An 18995-nucleotide genomic window follows, 5' to 3' on the forward strand; every position below is an offset into this window, starting at 1 on the left:
AGTAGATTGAAAATAGAAAACAAAAAACGCCCCTCATTAATATGAGGGGCGTTTTTTGAAGTTAATAAAAGACTATTCGAATTTTAAAGCATCGCCGTCAAATGATTCGTCAGCAACTTTAATTGAGTCAGTTGGACAACCTTCGAATGCATCCATCATATCTTCAATTAATACATCTGGAATTTCAACGATACCTTGGTTATCGTCTAATGTTACAAATGCAATACCCTCATCATCATAGTCATAAATGTCTGGGGCAGCAGCGCCACAAGCACCACATGCAATACAAGTATCTTTATCAACGATTGTATATTTTGCCATCTTTTTTCCCTCCTGATAATATGTATGTGAAAAGCTCGCCATAAAAATTATAACCTTATTGTAAAACGGTTTTTAAAACTTTTCAACATAAAATTATAATGATAATCCTTATCAATTAGAGTGTCAACTTATTTTTTAATTATGTCATAAGATTTTCAAAATACGTAAATGTTATTTCGTTTGGTACAATAGAATATATACAAGCATATGGTGCGAATATGATAAGTTTAATGAGTAACAGTAGACGGTGTAATCATACTGAAAAAGGAATGAAGTTAAATTGGAAGGTGGAAGCGGTAATGCAAATACAATATACTTTATTGTATTGTTTAAAACAATTGAATGGTGAAAGGACCGTTTCTTCTATTTATTATTTATTAAAAGGAAAACGTTCTTCGCAAACGTTACAAGATGGAAATATGTTCCGGATTTCTTTTTTATTCGGAATATATAAATCGTTAAATAGAACGGACTATGATCGTGAAGTTGCAAAGTTGTTGCAAGTAGATTTTATTCAAGAAATACATGAAAATACATATGTGTTAACACATGTAGGTAAAACGCAGTTACATAAATGGGAGGAAGTTTATGCTTTTCCAACGCATTTACATGGTTTGCACTATGGTGAATTAGGTGAAACATTTTGGAGAAGATTAGCATTAATTATTCAAACTATATCTAATTTACAACAGAATAATACGAAATTTATCCCCATTCAACAAGATACAGAAATAATGGTGTGGGTGAAACATTTTCTCACGGGAGTTCCGTATAGGAGAAGTGAATTGGCGAGAAGGTTATGGAGAGAAATACATAATCTTTTAGAAAAAAGTAATTCAATAGAAGCAACGATTGTAACATATCGACTAACGGGTTATGAACGTATCGGTTGTACATTGCAACAATTAGCAGAAATTACGAAACAAGATATATTTCGAGTGTATTTTTTGTTTTGGGGGACAATTCACTTCTTTATACAAGAAGTTCGCGATAAAGAAAATGAATTTCCACTATTAGCTGAAATTATATCTTATCCAAATGAGAGAGCTGAATTGTTTAGTTTATCAACGAAAAAAACATATAATTTTTGGAGACAAGGGCGTTCTTTAGAAGAAATAGCGACAATTAGAAATTTAAAGGTTGCAACGATAGAAGATCATTTTGTTGAAATTGCTTTACGAGAAAAAGAGTTTTCTATCGAGATGTTTATGGAAAAGGAAAAAATAGAAAACGTAACAAAAGTAATTGAAGCATTACAAACACGTAAGTTGCGTGTGTTGAAACAAGCGGTAGGAGAAGATATCTCTTATTTTGAAGTCCGTCTTGTATTAGCACGGATGGAGGGTATAAATGAAACTTGAGGAATATTTGTATAAGTGGTTTGGATATTCTGAATTTCGTCTAGGTCAAAAAGGGGTTATTACAGATTTATTGGAAGGAAAAGATGTTATAGCGATGCTACCGACTGGAAGAGGGAAATCTATGTGCTATCAACTTCCAGGTTTAATGCAAGAAGGGACAGTGCTTGTTGTATCACCATTATTATCTTTGATGGAAGACCAGGTGACACAACTAAAGTATGTTGTGAAAAACCGAGTGATAGCATTTAATAGTTTTCGGACATTAAATGAAAAAAGAGAAGCAATGAAAAAATTAGCTTCATATAAATTTATTTTTGTTTCACCCGAGATGTTGCAGTCGGAATTGTTAATAAGAGAATTGAAGAAAATTCATATTTCATTATTTGTTGTGGATGAGGCTCATTGTATTTCGCAATGGGGTTATGATTTTAGACCAGATTATAAAAAACTAAATGTAGTCATTGAGAATATCGGATCTCCTACAGTACTGGCGTTAACGGCTACGGCGACAAAAAGTGTACTGCGAGATATAGCAGAGAGTTTAAATTTAAAGAATGCTACGGAGCATGTATACTCTATTGATCGTCCAAATATTGCAATGGAAGTACAATTTGTAGAGACGATAGAAGAGAAGAAAGAGGCGCTTTTGGAACATGTAATGTATTTACAAGGGCCAGGGATTATCTATTGTTCAAGTAGAGCATGGACAGAGCGTTTAACGGAATATTTAAGAGGAAAAGGCGTTACTGGTGTAGCTTTTTACCATGGTGGTATGGAACATGAAGAGCGTATGTTAATTCAACAGCAATTTATGAATGATCAGTTGCAGCTTGTAATATGTACAAGTGCTTTTGGTATGGGAGTAAATAAGTCGAATACGAGATATATTATTCATTTCCACTACCCGACTAATATAGCTTCCTATTTACAAGAAATCGGAAGAGCAGGAAGAGATGGTGAACCGAGTATAGCCATTTTATTGTGTAGTCCGTTAGACCACGATTTACCAATTTCAATAATTGAGGATGAATTGCCAAGTAAGTTGCAAATACAATTTTTATTTTCTTTACTAGAAGAAAGAATGTTTCAAACGAAAGAATTATCAATAGAAGATGTAGAAGAAATTTGTTATAATGCAGCAAGATTTAATGAACAATATTGGCGTTTCATCCGCTATCATCTCGAACAACTTGGAATCATACAGCAGCGAAAATTAATATTAGAGAGCTTGTCAGATGAAATCATGAACAGATTAATAGCCGAAGTAGAAATAAGGCTACGTAATAAATATAGTGAGCTAGAAAACATGAGGTCATGGATACAAGTTAAAGGATGTAGACGTGAATATGTACTGCAACAGTTCGGTTATAGAAAAGAGCAAGAGTTAAAAAATTGCTGTGATCATTGTAGTATTACAAAAACAGATTATAAAAAAAGACGAGCGCAACAATCCGATTTCGACTATAATTGGGAAACAGAGTTACAAAAGCTTTTCGGCCTAGAAAAGATGGAGGAATGATGAACATTCAAAGGCATAATGTTGAAGATATGAGCCCGAAAGAAATAAGGCTGAATTTATATATAACACAGCTAATTATTATTGGTATTGGTTGTTTACTAGCATATATATTATTTCGAGATACAAAAGAAGTGTTTAGTCTGTGGAAATGGGAACCCGTACCTATACTTATAATAGGTGGTTTGTTAGCGATTGGTATTGTGTTATTAGATTATGTTGCAATGCGAGTGTTTCCAGAGTCTTGGTTTGATGATGGTGGTATTAACGATAAGATGTTTCAAGGAATGTCAGTTATGCATTTACTCGTTATTACGTTCGTGATCGGCTTTGCAGAAGAATTTTTATTTAGAGGTGTAGTGCAGACACATTTCGGAATTGTAATAGCGAGTTTAGTATTTGCAGTGTTACATATTCGTTATATAACAAAGCCATTTTTGTTTTGTTTCGTCTGTTTCATTAGTTTTGTCTTTGGTTATGTATTTGAATGGACAGGAAATTTGTTTATAACAATCTTTGCACACTTTCTTGTTGATTTTATAATGGGACTCCAATTAAGAAAATAAATGGAAGGTGGTGGTGAACAACATGAGGAAACGAATTCCTGATTTTGTAGAGGAATTAGAAGTTGAGCGAGTGGAAGAAAATGAAAGTTTACCGCCGCGTAGTGAACTTCATAGAAATAAAGAGAAAAAACAAAAGTTTAAAATGAATCACATTTTCGTCCGAGTTTTAACATTTCTATTCATTCTACTGCCAATTAGTATCTTATGGTATACAGATAAGTATATTCAGGTGAAAGGCGATAGTAATAACGCTGCAAAAAGTGCGTTTGAAGTGATTTTCTTTGATTCAGCTAAATCTGAGTCGCAGAAACAGTCTGAGAAGGTGGTAACGCATACTGTGAAAGAGGGAGAAACTTTAGAAAGTATAGCGAAGCAATATTTTTCAGATAAAAATGGTATTGAAGTGATTAAAAAATATAATAATTTACAAGAAGATGAAGTGAGTGAAGGTCAAGAACTGAAAATTCCGATAAAAGATAAATCCACAAAGCAAGAGAGTTAGTAAGATAAGCGATTCACAGCTTGTTATAAAAACGAAGGAATATCTTTATGAGGAGGGGAGTAAAAAATATATGATATGGATTATATTATTAAGTACTCTCATATGTATTGGTATTCTATTTCTTCTTGTAATGTATAAAGAAGCAATGCGTAATACTGTTTTAGAACAAACTTTAGTATTTGAAGAATTTCCGAAAAGTTTTCAAAAAGTAAATGTGTTTTTTATTTCTGATATTCATAGAAGAGTCGTTTCCAGTTCATTAATTGAACAAGTAAAAGGAAAAGTAGATTTCGTAATTATTGGTGGTGATTTAGCAGAAAAAGGTGTCCACTTATCGAAAATCTCTGCAAACATTCAAAGGTTAAGAGCGATAGCTCCTGTATATTTTGTATGGGGAAATAATGATTATGAGATTGAATACCATGAATTAGATGCTTTGCTATTAGAAAATAATGTGAAAGTTTTAGATAATACAAGAGTTGTATTTGAGTCTGAATTAGGAGAGAAAATTAGCTTGCTCGGTGTAGATGATGTTGGAATGGGCCGTGATCGTTTAGATTTAGCGTTGGCTGATTGTAAAGAAGATGGTTTTCGCATTTTAATTAGCCACAACCCTGATATAATAAAAAAAATGTCTGGAAAAGAACAAATTTCACTTGTGTTAAGTGGACATACACATGGAGGACAGATTCGATTATTCCCATCTAAAAAATATTTAAAAGGTGGCGTATATAATCATTCAAATATGACTCTTTTTGTTAGTAATGGGTATGGAACAACATTGATCCCACTTCGCTTTCGAGCCCCTGCTCAAACACATATCATTACGTTATGCGGAGGGAAATGATGCCAACTCTAGATGGAAAATATAATATAAAAGCTGTTTCGAATATAATTGGAGTTCAGCCGAGTACGCTTCGTGCATGGGAAAGACGCTATCAAATTATTGCTCCAAAGCGGAATCATGCAGGGCATCGTTTATATACAGAAGAGCATATTCAAATTTTGAAATGGTTAATGGAAAAGGTTTCTTCTGGCATGATGATCGGACAAGCAGTTCAGTTATTAGAAGGGAATCGTTTGCAGAATACTGTTCAAAAAGAAATACATTACGATAAAGAAGTTGTTTTAGTGGACGATTTACTACAAGCTTTGTTAAAATTTGATGAAATTACAACTTCTGCATTATTAAACGAAGCTTTTAGTATATATTCAACAGAAAAGGTTGTTGCAAGTCTCGTTCTTCAAGTGACAAACAAATTGTTAACGTTAAAAAATAATAATGAGATTTCAATGGCGCAATTCCGATATGTATTATCATTTTTACAAACGCGTTTAGGAATGGTGTATCATAATGCCTCAATGTATTCTTCCCTACACAAAGTTATTGTGTTAGAAAAGAATACGTTGAAAGGATTTGTTTTCTCAACGTATTTACGCTTAAAAGGATATGAGGCGATATATATTAGGACAAGCTTAGATGAAGAGGGTATTTTGTTAGCAGTTGAGCAAATACAGCCTAAATATTTATTTGTATCTTTTGACGACGGACGAGAGCTAAAAAAGGCGATGAACTTGGTTACTTTGTTGCAAGAAAAAAGTGAGTATCTTTCTGTTGGATTTATAGGGAAAATAGGTGTTGAAGGTCAGGTGGACACTCAAATGATCCTAATCGGTGATACGAAAGAAGAGTGGGATGAATGGTTAAAAATGTCAGAATAGTTGTTCGAAAAGAACCATCTATTTTCTATTTCATATAATAAAAATTAGATTCATTGGTTACGTAGGGAGGGTATGAGATGAGGCTGGAACGATTAAATTACAATAAGATAAAAATTTTTCTAACATTTGATGATTTATCTGAACGAGGATTAACGAAAGAGGATTTGTGGAGAAATGCGCCGAAAGTACAGCAACTATTTCGTGATATGATGCAAGAAGCAAATAAAGAATTAGGATTTGAAGCGGATGGTCCGATCGCAGTTGAAGTATTTTCTCTACAAGCACAAGGAATGGTTGTAATTGTAACGAAAGAAAATCAAGAAATGGATACAGATGATGAGTTCCGTGACGAGTTTATTGAAATGCAAGTGACTCTAGATGAAAGCGAGCATATATTGTATGAGTTTGCTACACTTGAAGACGTAATTAACCTGTCGAATCGCTTATATAACCTTGGTGTAACTGGCGGAAAGCTGTATACGTGGGATGAGCGTTTCTATCTTTGGATGGAAGAAGAGGAGCAAATTCAATTACTGAAGGCGGATTTTATAGCTATTTTAGCGGAATACGGTAATCCGTCTACAGCAACCATTTATCGTATCATGGAGTATGGTAAAGAATTAATGGATTTTCAAGCGATTGAACAAATACACAATTACTTTGTGAAAAAACAAAACCTCAGCTAGTATAACATAGCTGAGGTTTTGTTTGGATAAGGGGAGTAAGTTTAGAGTTGATTGTAAACACTTGAACATACTTTTTAATTAAATATACAGTTTCATGGTGTTGTATTTGAGTAAAATAAAAAATATTTAAATATTTAAGTATTTTACTTTTCTAAAAGTAATAAAAGGACTATAATAATAGTGAAAACGCTTGCAATAATAAATAGTTTGTATATATTTGTTAGCGTTTTCTATTGCATTCCAAATTTAACGGTGTATACTAGGCAATGAAGGTTTACTAAACAAGTGAAATTACAGGGGGTTTACTTACTATGGTAGCCGAAAAGGGAACTCAAACGAAAACACAACAACAAAGGGAACAACATTTTGAACTATTGAATTCAACACAAATTGTTATTAGTGAAGCATTAGAAAAATTGGGTTATCCAAACGAAGTATATGAATTATTAAAAGAACCAATTCGTATGATGACAGTGAAAATACCAGTTCGTATGGATGACGGGACTGTTAAAATATTTACAGGATATCGTGCACAACATAATGATGCTGTTGGTCCAACGAAAGGTGGAATTCGCTTCCATCCGAATGTAACAGAAAATGAAGTGAAAGCACTTTCAATCTGGATGAGTTTAAAATGTGGTATTGTTGATTTACCATATGGCGGAGGTAAAGGTGGAATTATCTGTGATCCACGTGAAATGTCATTCCGTGAGTTAGAAAGATTAAGCCGCGGTTATGTACGAGCAATTAGCCAAATCGTAGGTCCGACGAAAGATATTCCAGCTCCAGATGTATTCACAAACTCTCAAATTATGGCTTGGATGATGGATGAGTATAGCCGTATTGATGAATTTAATTCACCAGGATTTATTACAGGTAAACCGCTTGTATTGGGTGGATCACATGGACGTGAAACAGCAACAGCGAAAGGTGTAACAATTTGTATTCGCGAAGCTGCAAAAAAACGTGGCATTGATATTAAAGGCGCGCGCGTCGTTGTTCAAGGGTTCGGTAATGCTGGTAGCTTCTTAGCTAAATTTATGCATGATGCAGGTGCGAAAGTTATTGCAATCTCAGATGCTTACGGAGCATTACATGATCCGAACGGATTAGATATTGATTATTTATTAGACCGTCGTGATAGCTTCGGTACAGTAACAAAACTATTCAATAATACAATTTCAAACAAAGAATTGTTAGAACTTGATTGTGACATTTTAGTTCCAGCTGCAATTGAAAACCAAATTACAGAAGAAAATGCTAATGATATTAAAGCGAAAATCGTTGTTGAAGCTGCAAATGGTCCAACAACACTAGAAGCAACTAAAATTTTAACAGATCGCGGAATTTTACTTGTTCCAGACGTATTAGCAAGTGCTGGTGGTGTAACAGTATCATACTTTGAGTGGGTACAAAATAACCAAGGTTACTACTGGACTGAAGAAGAAGTAGAACAACGCTTAGAAAAAGTAATGGTAAGATCATTTGATTCTATTTATGAAACAGCCCAAGTTCGTAAAGTGAACATGCGTTTAGCTGCGTACATGGTTGGTGTTCGTAAAATGGCTGAAGCTAGTCGCTTCAGAGGCTGGGTATAAGTATAAAGTTTCTAATGAAAACGTGATTCCTTTCGAGGGAATCACGTTTTTTTGTTGAAGTATTAGGTGAGGTGTTGCATATGGGGAAAGAAATGATGGAACGAATAGAACAATTAGAAGAAAAAGTGAAAGGGTTAGAGGGGGAACTTGCAAAAGATAAGAGAGCACGAAAAACAAGTATCGTTCGGATGTTCGGAGAAGGTTTATTGTTTTTAATATTTGGTGTGGTTGTAGTAGGACCAATTATCGCTTTTATATTCACAATTATTACTTGGCTTGTTGAAAAATAAAATAAAAAACAAAAGAACGCTTGTTCTATGCGAACAAATGTGCTATACTTTCCTTAGATAAACAAAACGGAAATGATTTTAAGGAGAGATAAATGATGAAAATGACAGTAGACCAAAGATTTATGATGCCAGCAGATGTTGTAGAACGAGTGGAAGTATTGCGAAACAAACAAAGTAAGCGTGGCACATTATTACAATCGGTAAATAAATTTTTCGGTTTAGATACGAAAGAAGATTGTGTTTGGTTTTACGGTTTTTATGGAGTGGCTGTAAGTATTTTGTTATTTATGGTGTTCACATCAAATATTTTCGATTTTCTCTTCGCGTAAGAAATATGCTATAAGGACATTACTACCGAATACATATATAAAGAAGTAAGGTAATTTTCTAGAGCGGGAGTTGGTAGCAATGGCGATGTTTCCTATAGAGCGTAACTATATTGGATATGGAAGTTCACGACCGGGGATTCCTCTTTCTAAAGTAAGGTTTATTGTAAGCCATGATACAGGGAATCCTGGTAGCAATGCGATAGGAAATCGAGATTACTTTAATGAAATACAACCGAAAGCTTCGGCGCATACATTTATAGATGATAAAACAATATTAGAAATTATCCCTATAAATGAAGTTGCGTATCATGTTCGATATAGTGTGCCGACGGATAATGACTTATACGGTTATGATGCGAATAAGGCTGCCATTGGGGTGGAACTTTGTTATGGCGGTGATGTTAACTTTTGGGAAGCATATAATCGTTTTACGTGGTATCATGCGTATTTATGCCAAAACTTCGGCTTGAATCCGAAAAAAGATATCGTATCACATAAAAAACTTGATCCAGCTAGAAAGATTGATCCTGAAAATGTATTAGGGCAACAAGGTATTAAATTTCAGCAGTTTTTAGCAGATGTCTATCGGATGTACGTTTCGTTTAGATGACAAATATATGAAAAATGAATACAATAAAGATAGGTGCCTACTGCTGTAAGTAGGTTTTTTCTTGTTTTTATAATTAGTGCAGAGGTAGAAGACTAGGAGTGAACCGAGTATGCAAAAAGAAACAGCTATCATAATTGGAGGCGGTCCGTGCGGATTAGCAGCAGCAATTTCGTTGCAAAAAGTAGGGATTAATCCGTTAGTAATTGAAAAAGGAAACATTGTAAATGCGATTTATAATTATCCAACTCATCAAACATTTTTCTCCTCTAGTGAAAAATTAGAAATTGGTGAAGTGGCTTTTATTACAGAAAACCGTAAGCCAGTTCGAAATCAAGCACTTGCGTATTATCGTGAAGTAGTAAAGCGTAAATCTGTACGTGTAAATGCTTTTGAACGAGTGGAGAAAGTTCAAAAAGATGGAGAGATTTTTCAGGTTGAGACGACAAAACGTGACGGAAATAAAGAAATATATACGGCGAAATACATTGTTGTAGCAACTGGATATTATGACAATCCAAATTATATGAATGTTCCAGGCGAGGAACTGAAGAAAGTAGCTCACTATTTTAAAGAAGGACATCCTTATTTTGATCGAGATGTTGTAGTTATTGGCGGTAAAAATTCAAGTGTAGATGCTGCGTTAGAACTTGTTAAAGCAGGAGCGCGTGTAACAGTGCTATATCGTGGAAGCGAGTATTCGCCAAGCATTAAGCCATGGATTTTGCCGGAATTTGAGGCGTTAGTGCGAAATGAGACAATTCAAATGCATTTCCAAGCTCATGTGAAAGAAATTACTGAACATACACTAACGTATGTAGTTGATGGTGAATCATTTACTATCCAAAATGATTTTGTATTTGCGATGACTGGTTACCATCCTGATCATAGTTTCTTAACGAAGATGGGTGTTCGGATTGATGAAGAAACAGGGCGTCCGATTTATACAGAGGATAGAATGGAAACGAACGCTGAAAATATTTTCATTGCCGGTGTAATTGCTGCTGGGAACAACGCAAATGAAATATTTATAGAAAACGGTAGATTTCATGGGGATGCGATTGCGCAAACCATTGCATCAAGAGAAAAATAAAAAGAAGCTGTCGAAAACTTCGACAGCTTCTTTTTTATTCGTGCATAAACATATTTTGGATCGTTTCATGTGAAGTTGTATTCTCTAATGCGACTAGTAATTTAATACGTGCTTTTTGAGCATTTAAACCGTATGTGAATATAACGCCCATATCTTTTAATTGTTTGCCGCCACCTTCATACGAATATACATCTTGAACGATACCGTTGAAACAGCGAGAAACTAATACGACAGGAATTCCTTTGTTTATTAATCGTTCTAGACTAGGGAGTGTTCTTGGTGGTAAATTACCTTGTCCAAGTGCCTCAATAACAATCCCGTCTACAGGAAGGTTCTCGATTGCTGCTAACAATGTATCATCCATGCCAGCATATGCTTTTAGAACAACTACGTTTTTAGAGACTTTATTTACCGAATATGTTTCGTGATGTACTAAAGCGTGATGGAAGACAACACCACGTTTTGTTACCATGCCAATTGGTCCATACTGTGGGCTTTGGAATGTTGCAACATTACTTGTATGTGTTTTCGTTACATTTGTAGCACAATGAATTTCGTCGTTTAATACGACTAGAACACCTTTTTCTGCAGCTTCATTACTGCCAGCAACTTTTACAGCCGATAAGAAGTTATACAGACCATCAGCACCTAATTCATTACTAGAACGCATTGCGCCTGTTACAACGATTGGAATAGTTGCTTGTACTGTTAAATCTAAGAAATATGCTGTTTCTTCTAATGTATCCGTACCATGCGTAATGACTACGCCATGAATGTTGTCTTGTTTTACTCTTTCATCAATGATGACTTGTAATTGTAACATTTCGCTCGGTGTCATATGAGGAGATGGTAGATGGAACACATCTTCGACGATTAAATCAACATCGCCTTCTAAATCAGGAATGAATTTTAAAAGAGGGTTTTTGTCACCTGGTTGTACGACTCCGGTTTCTTTATCTTCCTCCATTGCAATTGTTCCACCTGTGTGTAAAACTAGGATTCTTTTCAATGCTTATACCCCTTTCAAGTTGAAAAATACATTTAGAACATAACATGTTTTGAGTAATTTCGACAATGAAAATGTATAAAAGTATGCTTGGAATATGACAATAAATTTAATTGTTTTATGTACGTTGTATAAAATTATGAAATAAAATGTGTGAGTATAGGGTGGAAAGGAGTGAAAAACTTGAAAAAGGTGGAGGGAATTATTATTCGTATATTAATAATTCAATTTATCTGTCTTTGTGTTGTGCAATCGTTATTTATACATAAGTCATCAATAAAATATTTATCTAAAATTGTTTATTATGAAGGTGTCGTCGCGGAAAATAAAGTAGAAATCTTACAGGTGAGTAGGTAGTTTTCGTTTTCTTCCGGGAAGGATTATGCTACAATAATTGAGGATTTAATGACGTGAAGCAAATGAGAAGAAGCAGGGATGAATACCTGCTTTTCGTTTTGTTTTATAAGTGAAAAAATGAGGTGTTACAATGGATAAACGAATTTCAATTGCTATAGATGGTCCAGCAGCTGCTGGAAAAAGTACAGTTGCAAAAGTTGTTGCAAAGAAACTTTCATATGTTTACATTGATACAGGCGCGATGTACCGTACTATTACATATGCAGCCCTTGAACAAAAAGTGGATATTGAAAATGAAGAGAAGTTAATGGAAGTTGTAAAAAATGTGGATATTGAATTTCAGCAAGGGGAAAATACACAGCTTGTATTTTTAAATGGACAAGATGTTTCAGAAGTTATTCGTACGCCTGATGTGACGAATCGAGTGTCAATTGTGGCGAAGCACCGTCTTGTTCGTGAAGAAATGGTACGCCGTCAACAAGAATTAGCGAAAAAAGGCGGCGTAGTAATGGATGGTCGTGACATTGGTACACATGTGTTACCAGATGCTGAAGTGAAAATCTTTATGCTTGCTTCTGTAGAAGAAAGAGCTGAAAGAAGACATTTAGAAAATATGAATAAAGGTTTCGATTCTAATTTAGAGCAGTTAAAAGAAGAAATTGCTAAGCGTGATAAATTAGATTCAGAACGTGAAGTTTCTCCTCTAAAAAAGGCTGATGATGCATTGGAATTAGATACAACTTCTTTATCAATTGAAGAGGTTGTCCAAAAAATTATGGGTATTGTTTCAGGAGTATTTGCGAAATAAAGAAAGGGGGATCATCCTCTTTCTTTTTTGTTTGTATAGAAATGTAAAGGATACGTGAATTGTGAGTCTCTTTCCTTGACAAATGAGCTAATTTATAAGAAGTTAGTTAAAGAGGAATAAAACTGTCAGAATATATTCGCTATTATATTTCAAAACATACTTTTTTCAAGATGATTTTGCTGTATACTATTTATATAGGTTTAATATATTTTCTTGTGAACTGTATTGAAACAGAGTATGTGATGATAAATTCTTAAACATGCAAATGAAAACATTTGTTTTCATTTCGTATATACATAAAAATGCTTTGTCAATTCTGTAGGGAGGTATTTCCATGGTAGAGAAAATGAATGAAGAAGTTATGGATTCAAAAGAATTACAAGTTGGTGACGTTGTTACAGGTTCTGTAACCAAGGTTGAAGAAAAACAAGTGCTTGTAAATGTTGGATACAAAACAGATGGCGTAATTCCGATTAGTGAATTAGCTAACGTTCATATTGAAAAAGCAAGCGATGTTGTAGAATTAGATCAAACACTAGAATTGAAAATTATTAAATTAGAAGAAGATGATCTTGTTTTATCTAAGCGTGCTGTTGATGCAGAAAAAGCATGGGTAGAATTACAAGAGAAATTTACTTCTGGTCATGTATTTGATGTTACTGTAAAAGATATCGTGAATGGTGGATTGGTTGTGGACCTTGGTGTTCGTGGTTTTATCCCAGCTTCACTTGTAGAAGTACATTATGTAGAAGACTTTACTGACTATAAAGGAAAAACATTAGCGGTAAAAATTGTTGAATTAGACCGCGAAAAAAATCGTGTAATCCTTTCGCATAAAGCGGTAGTAGAACTGGAACTAGATTCTAAGAAAAAAGAAGCGATCTCTTCGTTAAAAGAAGGAGACGTTGTTGAAGGAACAGTACAACGATTAACGAATTTTGGTGCTTTTGTTAATGTGGGTGGTGTGGACGGTTTAGTTCACATTTCACAAATTTCACATGAGCGTGTAGAGCAACCTTCTGAAGTATTAGAACAAGGTCAAAAGGTAAAGGTAAAGGTGTTATCTGTTGATGCAGATACACAACGTATTTCTTTATCAATTAAAGCAGCTCAGCCGGGACCTTGGGAAAATGTTGCTGGCGAAGTAAAAGCTGGAGATATTCGTGAGGGAGTAGTAAAACGTCTTGTTACATTCGGTGCATTCGTTGAAATTTTGCCTGGCGTTGAAGGACTTGTACACGTATCTCAAATTGCAAATCGTCACGTGAAAAATCCAAATGAAGTATTGGAAATGGGACAAGAAGTAAAAGTGAAAGTGCTTGAAGTTCATGTAGCAGAGAAACGTATTTCTTTAAGTATAAAAGAAGCACTTGAAGAAAATAATGTAACAGAAGATTATAGCCAATATGAGCCAAATGCTGATTCTGCTACTTTCCAATTAAGTGATATTATTGGTGAACAACTGAAAAAATTAAAGAAATAAAGAGGGGTACAAGTGGTAAGGGCAAAACGTAAATTAGATCATATTGAATACGCTCTTTCTACTGGTCAGTCTCGTACGCATGGCTTTCATGATATTGATTTTGTGCATCAAAGCTTGCCAAATTCAAGTTATGACACTGTAACATGTGAAACAAAAATCGGCGAACTTTCACTAAGTTCGCCGATTTTTATCAATGCGATGACTGGCGGTGGAGGAGAGCAAACGTTACATATTAATGAACAATTAGCATATGTAGCGAAACATCATAAACTTGCTATGGCTGTAGGTTCGCAAATGGCAGCGTTAAAAGATGAAAGTGAAGTGGCTTCTTATAAAATCGTCAGGAAGGTAAACCCAAATGGTATTTTCTTTGCTAATTTGGGTAGTGAGGCAACTGTCGAACAGGCAGAGCGGGCCGTTGATATGATTGAAGCGAATGCGCTACAAATTCATTTAAATGTCATACAAGAGTTAACGATGCCAGAAGGAGACCGTGATTTTACCGGCGTACTTCAGCGAATTGAGCAAATTGTTTTAAAGAGTAAAGTGCCTGTCATTGTAAAAGAAGTTGGATTTGGGATGGGTAAGGAAACAGTGCAACAGTTAGCGAGTATAGGTGTAACAGCGATTGATATTGGTGGACAAGGTGGTACGAATTTTGCTGCTGTTGAAAATGAAAGAAGACAGCGAATGCTTTCTTATTTTAATAACTGGGGCATACAAACAGCTACCTCGATTATTGAAGTAACCTCTACAAATAATAACCTCTCTTTTATTGCATCTGGGGGCATACAAACAGCGCTTGACGTAGCGAAGGCGATCGCATTAGGGGCGAATACAACTGCGTTTGCTGGATATTTTTTACGCATTTTAATGCAAGATGGTGTCGAGAAGTTAGTGGATGAAATCGATCTTTTACATACAGATTTGAAATTTATTATGACAGCTCTTGGGGCAAAGACGATAGAAGAGTTACAATCTGTACCTCTTGTTGTAAAAGGCGAAACGTATCATTGGTTAATGCAGCGTGGTATAGATACTGCTCGTTATAGTAGGAGATAAAAAATCAACCGTTCGGTTGATTTTTTTGTTTTCTTTTCTTTTTTCGTAATATAAAGTGGGGAAGGGAATCTATATTACGTATAATCCCATAACTGGGGAAAATAGAGATTTTATATTACGCTCTAAATACATATTGATTGTAGAAGTTGTGATTGAAAAAGGGGGTATAAAAATGAAAAAAATGTGCTGCTGAATTATTAGAGGGAACTTATTTTTTCTATGTTTGTGGAGAGAAATTTAGCGAAAATATGAATAGAAATTATTAAAATAATTATGTGAAAGACGGTTTCGTACAATATCGAAACCGTCTTTTTGTATGTTTAGTGCTGATTCTGCTTTCGAGCTTGCTCCGGTGTATCAAGTCCAGTTGCCCCTGGATATTGTAGTGATTGGTCGCGGTCGGATTCAACGCGGCGTGATTCTCTTAGTTTTCGTTCTTGGCGATCTTTACCCATAATGAATAGCACCTCCTTGTTAAAAGTGTTGCTGTTATAAGAAAAAACTATACGTAAAGAAAGTGGATTAACTTTCATAAAAAGTTCCCATAATGGAAAACATAGGAGGTGAAATGATGGATGGGAGTGCTTTTTATTTTGTAGCTTGGATAGGATGGGTTATCGTAACTTTTTTTATGAAAAAGGACTCTACTCGATGGAAGTTAGGCGCTTGTATACTGATCTTTATAATTTTCTCTCCGTTACATGTGACGATTGCTTCATTCACGGTATCAGTAAATGCTCTTTTACTTTGTATTATTTCTTTTATAGGAATCACGCTATATTCTATTTGGAAAAAATTATATAGCTTACTTTCGGCACTTATTATTGCAATGTTATATACAAGTTTTCATTTGTTAGAGGTATATGATCCGATTTGGATTGTAGTGGACAGGTTGTTTCTGTTAAGTAGTGCCCTTGTGTATGCATCAGTGTTATTACATGGGGACCGCATATTACGATTATGTTCCCTATATGTAGGAATGTTACAAGGGGAGTTGTTAGTGACACTTATTTTTCGGAAATTACATTTTCCGTATGATTACGGTAGCTTAGCATTTTTTGATATCGTCGCCGTTTCTACGTTATTTATTGCAATTTTGTTTTGGATTGCAAAAGCATCAGTATACATGGAACAGTTTAAGCGGAAAACACGTAAAAGAAAGGCGAGGGTAATACATGACTGAATATACACCAGCCATTTTATGCGGCGTAATAGCAGGAACAGTAACGAGGATTTTGATGCTTCGGACAGATACGCGACAATATCCGACGAGGCTTCATGGGAAAATTATTCATATTGCGATGGGATTAATTGCAGCTGCCTTAGGAGCGATTGCAATCCCGTCTATTTTGAAAAAAGATTTTTCTGCAATTACATTTCTTACGTTAGCAGCGACGCAATTTCGTGATGTGCGTAATATGGAAAGAAATACGCTTCAACAATTAGATGGATACGAGCTCGTACCGCGTGGAAATACATACATTGAAGGAATTGCATTAGTTTTTGAAAGTCGCAACTATTTGGCGATGTTAACGTCGTTTGCAACAACGTTTGCGTATATAGGGTTCCATTCGTGGATTGCTGGAGTAATTATGGCTATAATAGCATTTTTTATTGCGAAAACATTAATGTCAGGCAAAAGGCTTCATGATCTAGTAGATATTGAACATGTTCCGCTTCACTTTGAAGGAGCAGGACTTTATATTGATAATATTTATATTATGAATATTGGATTGCCGGCAAGACAAGAAGAAATTATGAAATATGGCATGGGATTTATTTTAAAGCCAAAATCAATTGATGCGATGGTGACAATCTCAAACTTAGGGCAACGGCAAGCTATTTTGCACGATGTTTCGGTCGCGTTAGGAATTTATAGAGATTCTGGTACACCAGCGCTTGTACCGTTAGCAAAGCGTGATTTAGAGGATGGCAGGGTTGGAATTTTTGTCTTGCCGCAAGATCAAGATGCAGAGAAAGCGATAGGCGTCATAGGGAATGTGCCGACGTTAGAAAGTGCCGTTCATATGTCATCGGAAGCCCCGAAAGGAAGGGGAGATAAGAGATGATGTTAGAAAGTGTTATTCTAGCGGTTATTACAACGACACCGGAAAAATTTGCAGGTGGTGCCCCTTTGTTTACTTGTGAGTCAAAAGAGGAACTAGAATTTGTTGCAAATAATTTAGAGGCGATTCTAGATGGTATTGCGCATCGCTTACAAGAGAATGTATATATTATTGTGAAACATTAGCAACGTGTGTTATAATGTGAGGTGTTTTGATACGTTGAGAAATATTCTGGAATGCAAATCCCTTCTTGCACAAAGAAGGGTTTTTTACATAATAAACAGAAGCAAGTTGAAAGGATGAAAGTATATGCCGAAACCAGTAATAGCGATAGTAGGACGCCCGAACGTAGGGAAATCTACTATTTTCAATAGAATTGTTGGAGAGAGAGTTTCAATTGTAGAAGATATTCCGGGTGTAACGCGCGACCGTATTTATAGCGCTGGAGAATGGTTAAATCATGAATTTAACATTATTGATACAGGTGGAATTGATATTGGAGACGAGCCATTTTTGACACAAATTCGTCAACAAGCTGAAGTAGCGATTGATGAAGCAGATGTTATCATTTTTATGACAAACGGTCGTGACGGTGTAACAGCAGCTGATGAAGAAGTTGCAAAAATTTTATATCGCTCAAATAAGCCGGTTGTACTTGCCGTAAATAAAGTAGACAATCCAGAAATGCGCAGTGATATTTATGATTTTTATGCGCTAGGATTTGGTGAGCCATTCCCAATCTCAGGTACACATGGACTAGGGCTAGGTGACTTATTAGACGAAGCTGCACAGCATTTTCCAAAGATTGAAGAAGATGGATATGATGAAGAAACAATTCGTTTCTCTTTAATTGGACGTCCAAACGTAGGGAAATCTTCACTTGTAAATGCTCTTCTTGGTCAAGAGCGTGTAATTGTTAGTAATGTAGCAGGAACGACACGCGATGCTGTAGATACACCATATAGTAAAGATGGGCAAGATTATGTAATCATCGATACAGCTGGTATGCGTAAAAAAGGAAAAGTATATGAAAGTACAGAAAAATATAGTGTACTTCGTGCATTAAGAGCGATTGAACGTTCTGACGTTGTTTTAGTCGTTTTAGACGGTGAAGAAGGAATTATTGAACAAGATAAAAAAATCGCAGGATATGCTCATGATTCAGGACGAGCGGTTATTATCGTTGTAAACAAATGGGACGCAGTGAAAAAAGATGAGAAAACAATGAAAGCATTTGAAGAAAATATTCGTGCTCATTTCCAATTCTTGGATTACGCGCCGATTGTATTCTTATCTGCGAAAACGAAAAAACGTACACAAACGTTATTACCTGTTATCAATGAGGTAAATGAAAGTCATAGCATCCGTGTACAAACGAACGTATTAAATGATGTGATTATGGATGCGGTAGCGATGAATCCGACGCCGACGCATAATGGTAGCCGTCTGAAAATCTTCTATGCAACACAAGTTGCGGTAAAACCACCAACATTTGTTGTGTTTGTAAACGATACAGAATTAATGCACTTTTCATATGAGCGCTTCTTAAAGAATCGCTTACGTGAAGCATTCGGCTTTGTAGGAACGCCGATTCACATTATCGCTAGAGCAAGAGACTAATG

Annotated in this window: 23 protein-coding genes; 20 read left to right on the plus strand and 3 right to left on the minus strand. The window is 35.3% G+C overall.

Translation table 11 applies throughout. From position 1 onward, the window contains the following. Nucleotides 1-72: 72 nt before the first annotated feature. Nucleotides 73-321 (minus strand): ferredoxin, encoded by a 249-nt coding sequence (locus tag ACQKNR_RS10985; RefSeq protein WP_001151993.1) that lies wholly within the window; start codon nt 319-321, stop codon nt 73-75. 299 nt (nt 322-620) lie between these two features. Between ACQKNR_RS10985 and ACQKNR_RS10990 the strand changes: the two genes are divergently transcribed. From ACQKNR_RS10990 to ACQKNR_RS11045, 12 genes are all read left to right on the plus strand, one after another. Then, on the plus strand, nt 621-1682 hold the full coding sequence (locus ACQKNR_RS10990; protein ID WP_427317739.1) for a helix-turn-helix domain-containing protein: 1062 nt from the start codon (nt 621-623) through the stop codon (nt 1680-1682). Then, nucleotides 1672-3201, plus strand: a complete 1530-nt coding sequence (recQ, locus tag ACQKNR_RS10995; RefSeq protein ID WP_427317740.1) for an ATP-dependent DNA helicase RecQ — start codon at nt 1672-1674, stop codon at nt 3199-3201. The genes ACQKNR_RS10990 and recQ overlap by 11 nt, the downstream gene beginning before the upstream one ends. Beyond that, nucleotides 3201-3764, plus strand: a complete 564-nt coding sequence (locus ACQKNR_RS11000) for a CPBP family intramembrane glutamic endopeptidase (protein WP_427317742.1) — start codon at nt 3201-3203, stop codon at nt 3762-3764. The genes recQ and ACQKNR_RS11000 overlap by 1 nt, the downstream gene beginning before the upstream one ends. A 22-nt stretch (nt 3765-3786) precedes the next feature. After that, entirely contained in the window at nt 3787-4266 is a 480-nt protein-coding gene (locus ACQKNR_RS11005; RefSeq protein ID WP_427317744.1) for a LysM peptidoglycan-binding domain-containing protein, read from the plus strand. Nucleotides 4267-4336: 70 nt separating this feature from the next. Beyond that, nucleotides 4337-5113, plus strand: coding sequence for a metallophosphoesterase (locus ACQKNR_RS11010; protein WP_427317746.1), 777 nt, complete (start codon nt 4337-4339; stop codon nt 5111-5113). Further along, nucleotides 5113-5988, plus strand: coding sequence for a MerR family transcriptional regulator (locus ACQKNR_RS11015; protein WP_427317748.1), 876 nt, complete (start codon nt 5113-5115; stop codon nt 5986-5988). Before ACQKNR_RS11010 ends, ACQKNR_RS11015 begins: the two co-directional genes overlap by 1 nt. A gap of 77 nt (nt 5989-6065) precedes the next feature. Beyond that, nucleotides 6066-6674 carry a genetic competence negative regulator gene (locus ACQKNR_RS11020; protein WP_427317750.1) on the plus strand — a complete coding sequence of 203 codons (609 nt, stop codon included), beginning with the start codon at nt 6066-6068 and terminating at the stop codon, nt 6672-6674. Nucleotides 6675-6985: 311 nt separating this feature from the next. Further along, nucleotides 6986-8272 (plus strand): NAD-specific glutamate dehydrogenase, encoded by a 1287-nt coding sequence (gene gudB / locus ACQKNR_RS11025; RefSeq protein WP_000225173.1) that lies wholly within the window; start codon nt 6986-6988, stop codon nt 8270-8272. Between the two features lie 80 nt (nt 8273-8352). Continuing rightward, a complete protein-coding gene (locus tag ACQKNR_RS11030) occupies nt 8353-8562 on the plus strand; it encodes a hypothetical protein (RefSeq protein ID WP_427317753.1) in 210 nt (69 codons plus the stop codon). Nucleotides 8563-8654: 92 nt separating this feature from the next. Then, nucleotides 8655-8891 (plus strand): DUF3961 domain-containing protein, encoded by a 237-nt coding sequence (locus ACQKNR_RS11035; protein WP_001983018.1) that lies wholly within the window; start codon nt 8655-8657, stop codon nt 8889-8891. A gap of 79 nt (nt 8892-8970) precedes the next feature. After that, nucleotides 8971-9501, plus strand: coding sequence for a peptidoglycan recognition protein family protein (locus ACQKNR_RS11040; protein WP_427317755.1), 531 nt, complete (start codon nt 8971-8973; stop codon nt 9499-9501). A 109-nt stretch (nt 9502-9610) separates the two neighbouring features. Continuing rightward, nucleotides 9611-10591 (plus strand): YpdA family putative bacillithiol disulfide reductase, encoded by a 981-nt coding sequence (locus ACQKNR_RS11045; RefSeq protein ID WP_427317757.1) that lies wholly within the window; start codon nt 9611-9613, stop codon nt 10589-10591. Nucleotides 10592-10625: 34 nt separating this feature from the next. Here the strand turns inward: ACQKNR_RS11045 and ansA are convergent, their stop codons facing one another. Next, the gene (gene ansA, locus ACQKNR_RS11050; RefSeq protein ID WP_427317759.1) at nt 10626-11600 is read right to left on the minus strand and encodes an asparaginase; all 975 of its coding nucleotides are present in this window, start codon (nt 11598-11600) and stop codon (nt 10626-10628) included. 180 nt (nt 11601-11780) lie between these two features. On the opposite strand from ansA, the gene ACQKNR_RS11055 reads away from it, so the two are divergent. From ACQKNR_RS11055 to fni, 4 genes are all read left to right on the plus strand, one after another. Continuing rightward, nucleotides 11781-11954 carry a DUF5359 family protein gene (locus tag ACQKNR_RS11055; RefSeq protein WP_427317761.1) on the plus strand — a complete coding sequence of 58 codons (174 nt, stop codon included), beginning with the start codon at nt 11781-11783 and terminating at the stop codon, nt 11952-11954. Between the two features lie 130 nt (nt 11955-12084). Continuing rightward, a complete protein-coding gene (gene cmk, locus ACQKNR_RS11060) occupies nt 12085-12762 on the plus strand; it encodes a (d)CMP kinase (protein WP_427317763.1) in 678 nt (225 codons plus the stop codon). A 334-nt stretch (nt 12763-13096) separates the two neighbouring features. Continuing rightward, complete coding sequence (gene rpsA / locus ACQKNR_RS11065; RefSeq protein WP_427317765.1) at nt 13097-14245, plus strand: 30S ribosomal protein S1; 1149 nt, start codon at nt 13097-13099, stop codon at nt 14243-14245. Nucleotides 14246-14257: 12 nt separating this feature from the next. Further along, a complete protein-coding gene (gene fni / locus ACQKNR_RS11070; protein ID WP_427317767.1) occupies nt 14258-15307 on the plus strand; it encodes a type 2 isopentenyl-diphosphate Delta-isomerase in 1050 nt (349 codons plus the stop codon). 320 nt (nt 15308-15627) lie between these two features. On the opposite strand, the gene ACQKNR_RS11075 is transcribed toward fni, so the two are convergent. Continuing rightward, complete coding sequence (locus tag ACQKNR_RS11075) at nt 15628-15762, minus strand: YpzI family protein (protein ID WP_000513900.1); 135 nt, start codon at nt 15760-15762, stop codon at nt 15628-15630. A 116-nt stretch (nt 15763-15878) separates the two neighbouring features. Here ACQKNR_RS11075 and ACQKNR_RS11080 point away from each other — a divergent pair, with 116 nt between their 5' ends. The 4 genes from ACQKNR_RS11080 (at nt 15879) to der (ending at nt 18993) form a co-directional block, all read left to right on the plus strand. Next, complete coding sequence (locus ACQKNR_RS11080) at nt 15879-16490, plus strand: YphA family membrane protein (RefSeq protein ID WP_427317769.1); 612 nt, start codon at nt 15879-15881, stop codon at nt 16488-16490. Continuing rightward, nucleotides 16483-17376, plus strand: a complete 894-nt coding sequence (locus tag ACQKNR_RS11085) for a YIEGIA family protein (RefSeq protein ID WP_427317771.1) — start codon at nt 16483-16485, stop codon at nt 17374-17376. The genes ACQKNR_RS11080 and ACQKNR_RS11085 overlap by 8 nt, the downstream gene beginning before the upstream one ends. Then, complete coding sequence (locus ACQKNR_RS11090) at nt 17373-17558, plus strand: capping complex subunit for YIEGIA (protein ID WP_000979051.1); 186 nt, start codon at nt 17373-17375, stop codon at nt 17556-17558. Before ACQKNR_RS11085 ends, ACQKNR_RS11090 begins: the two co-directional genes overlap by 4 nt. Before the next feature lie 124 nt (nt 17559-17682). Then, the gene (gene der / locus ACQKNR_RS11095) at nt 17683-18993 is read left to right on the plus strand and encodes a ribosome biogenesis GTPase Der (protein ID WP_427317773.1); all 1311 of its coding nucleotides are present in this window, start codon (nt 17683-17685) and stop codon (nt 18991-18993) included. The last annotated feature ends 2 nt before the right edge of the window (nt 18994-18995 follow it).

It is taken from the genome of Bacillus sp. NPDC094077 (assembly GCF_050279465.1).
Taxonomy (GTDB): domain Bacteria; phylum Bacillota; class Bacilli; order Bacillales; family Bacillaceae_G; genus Bacillus_A.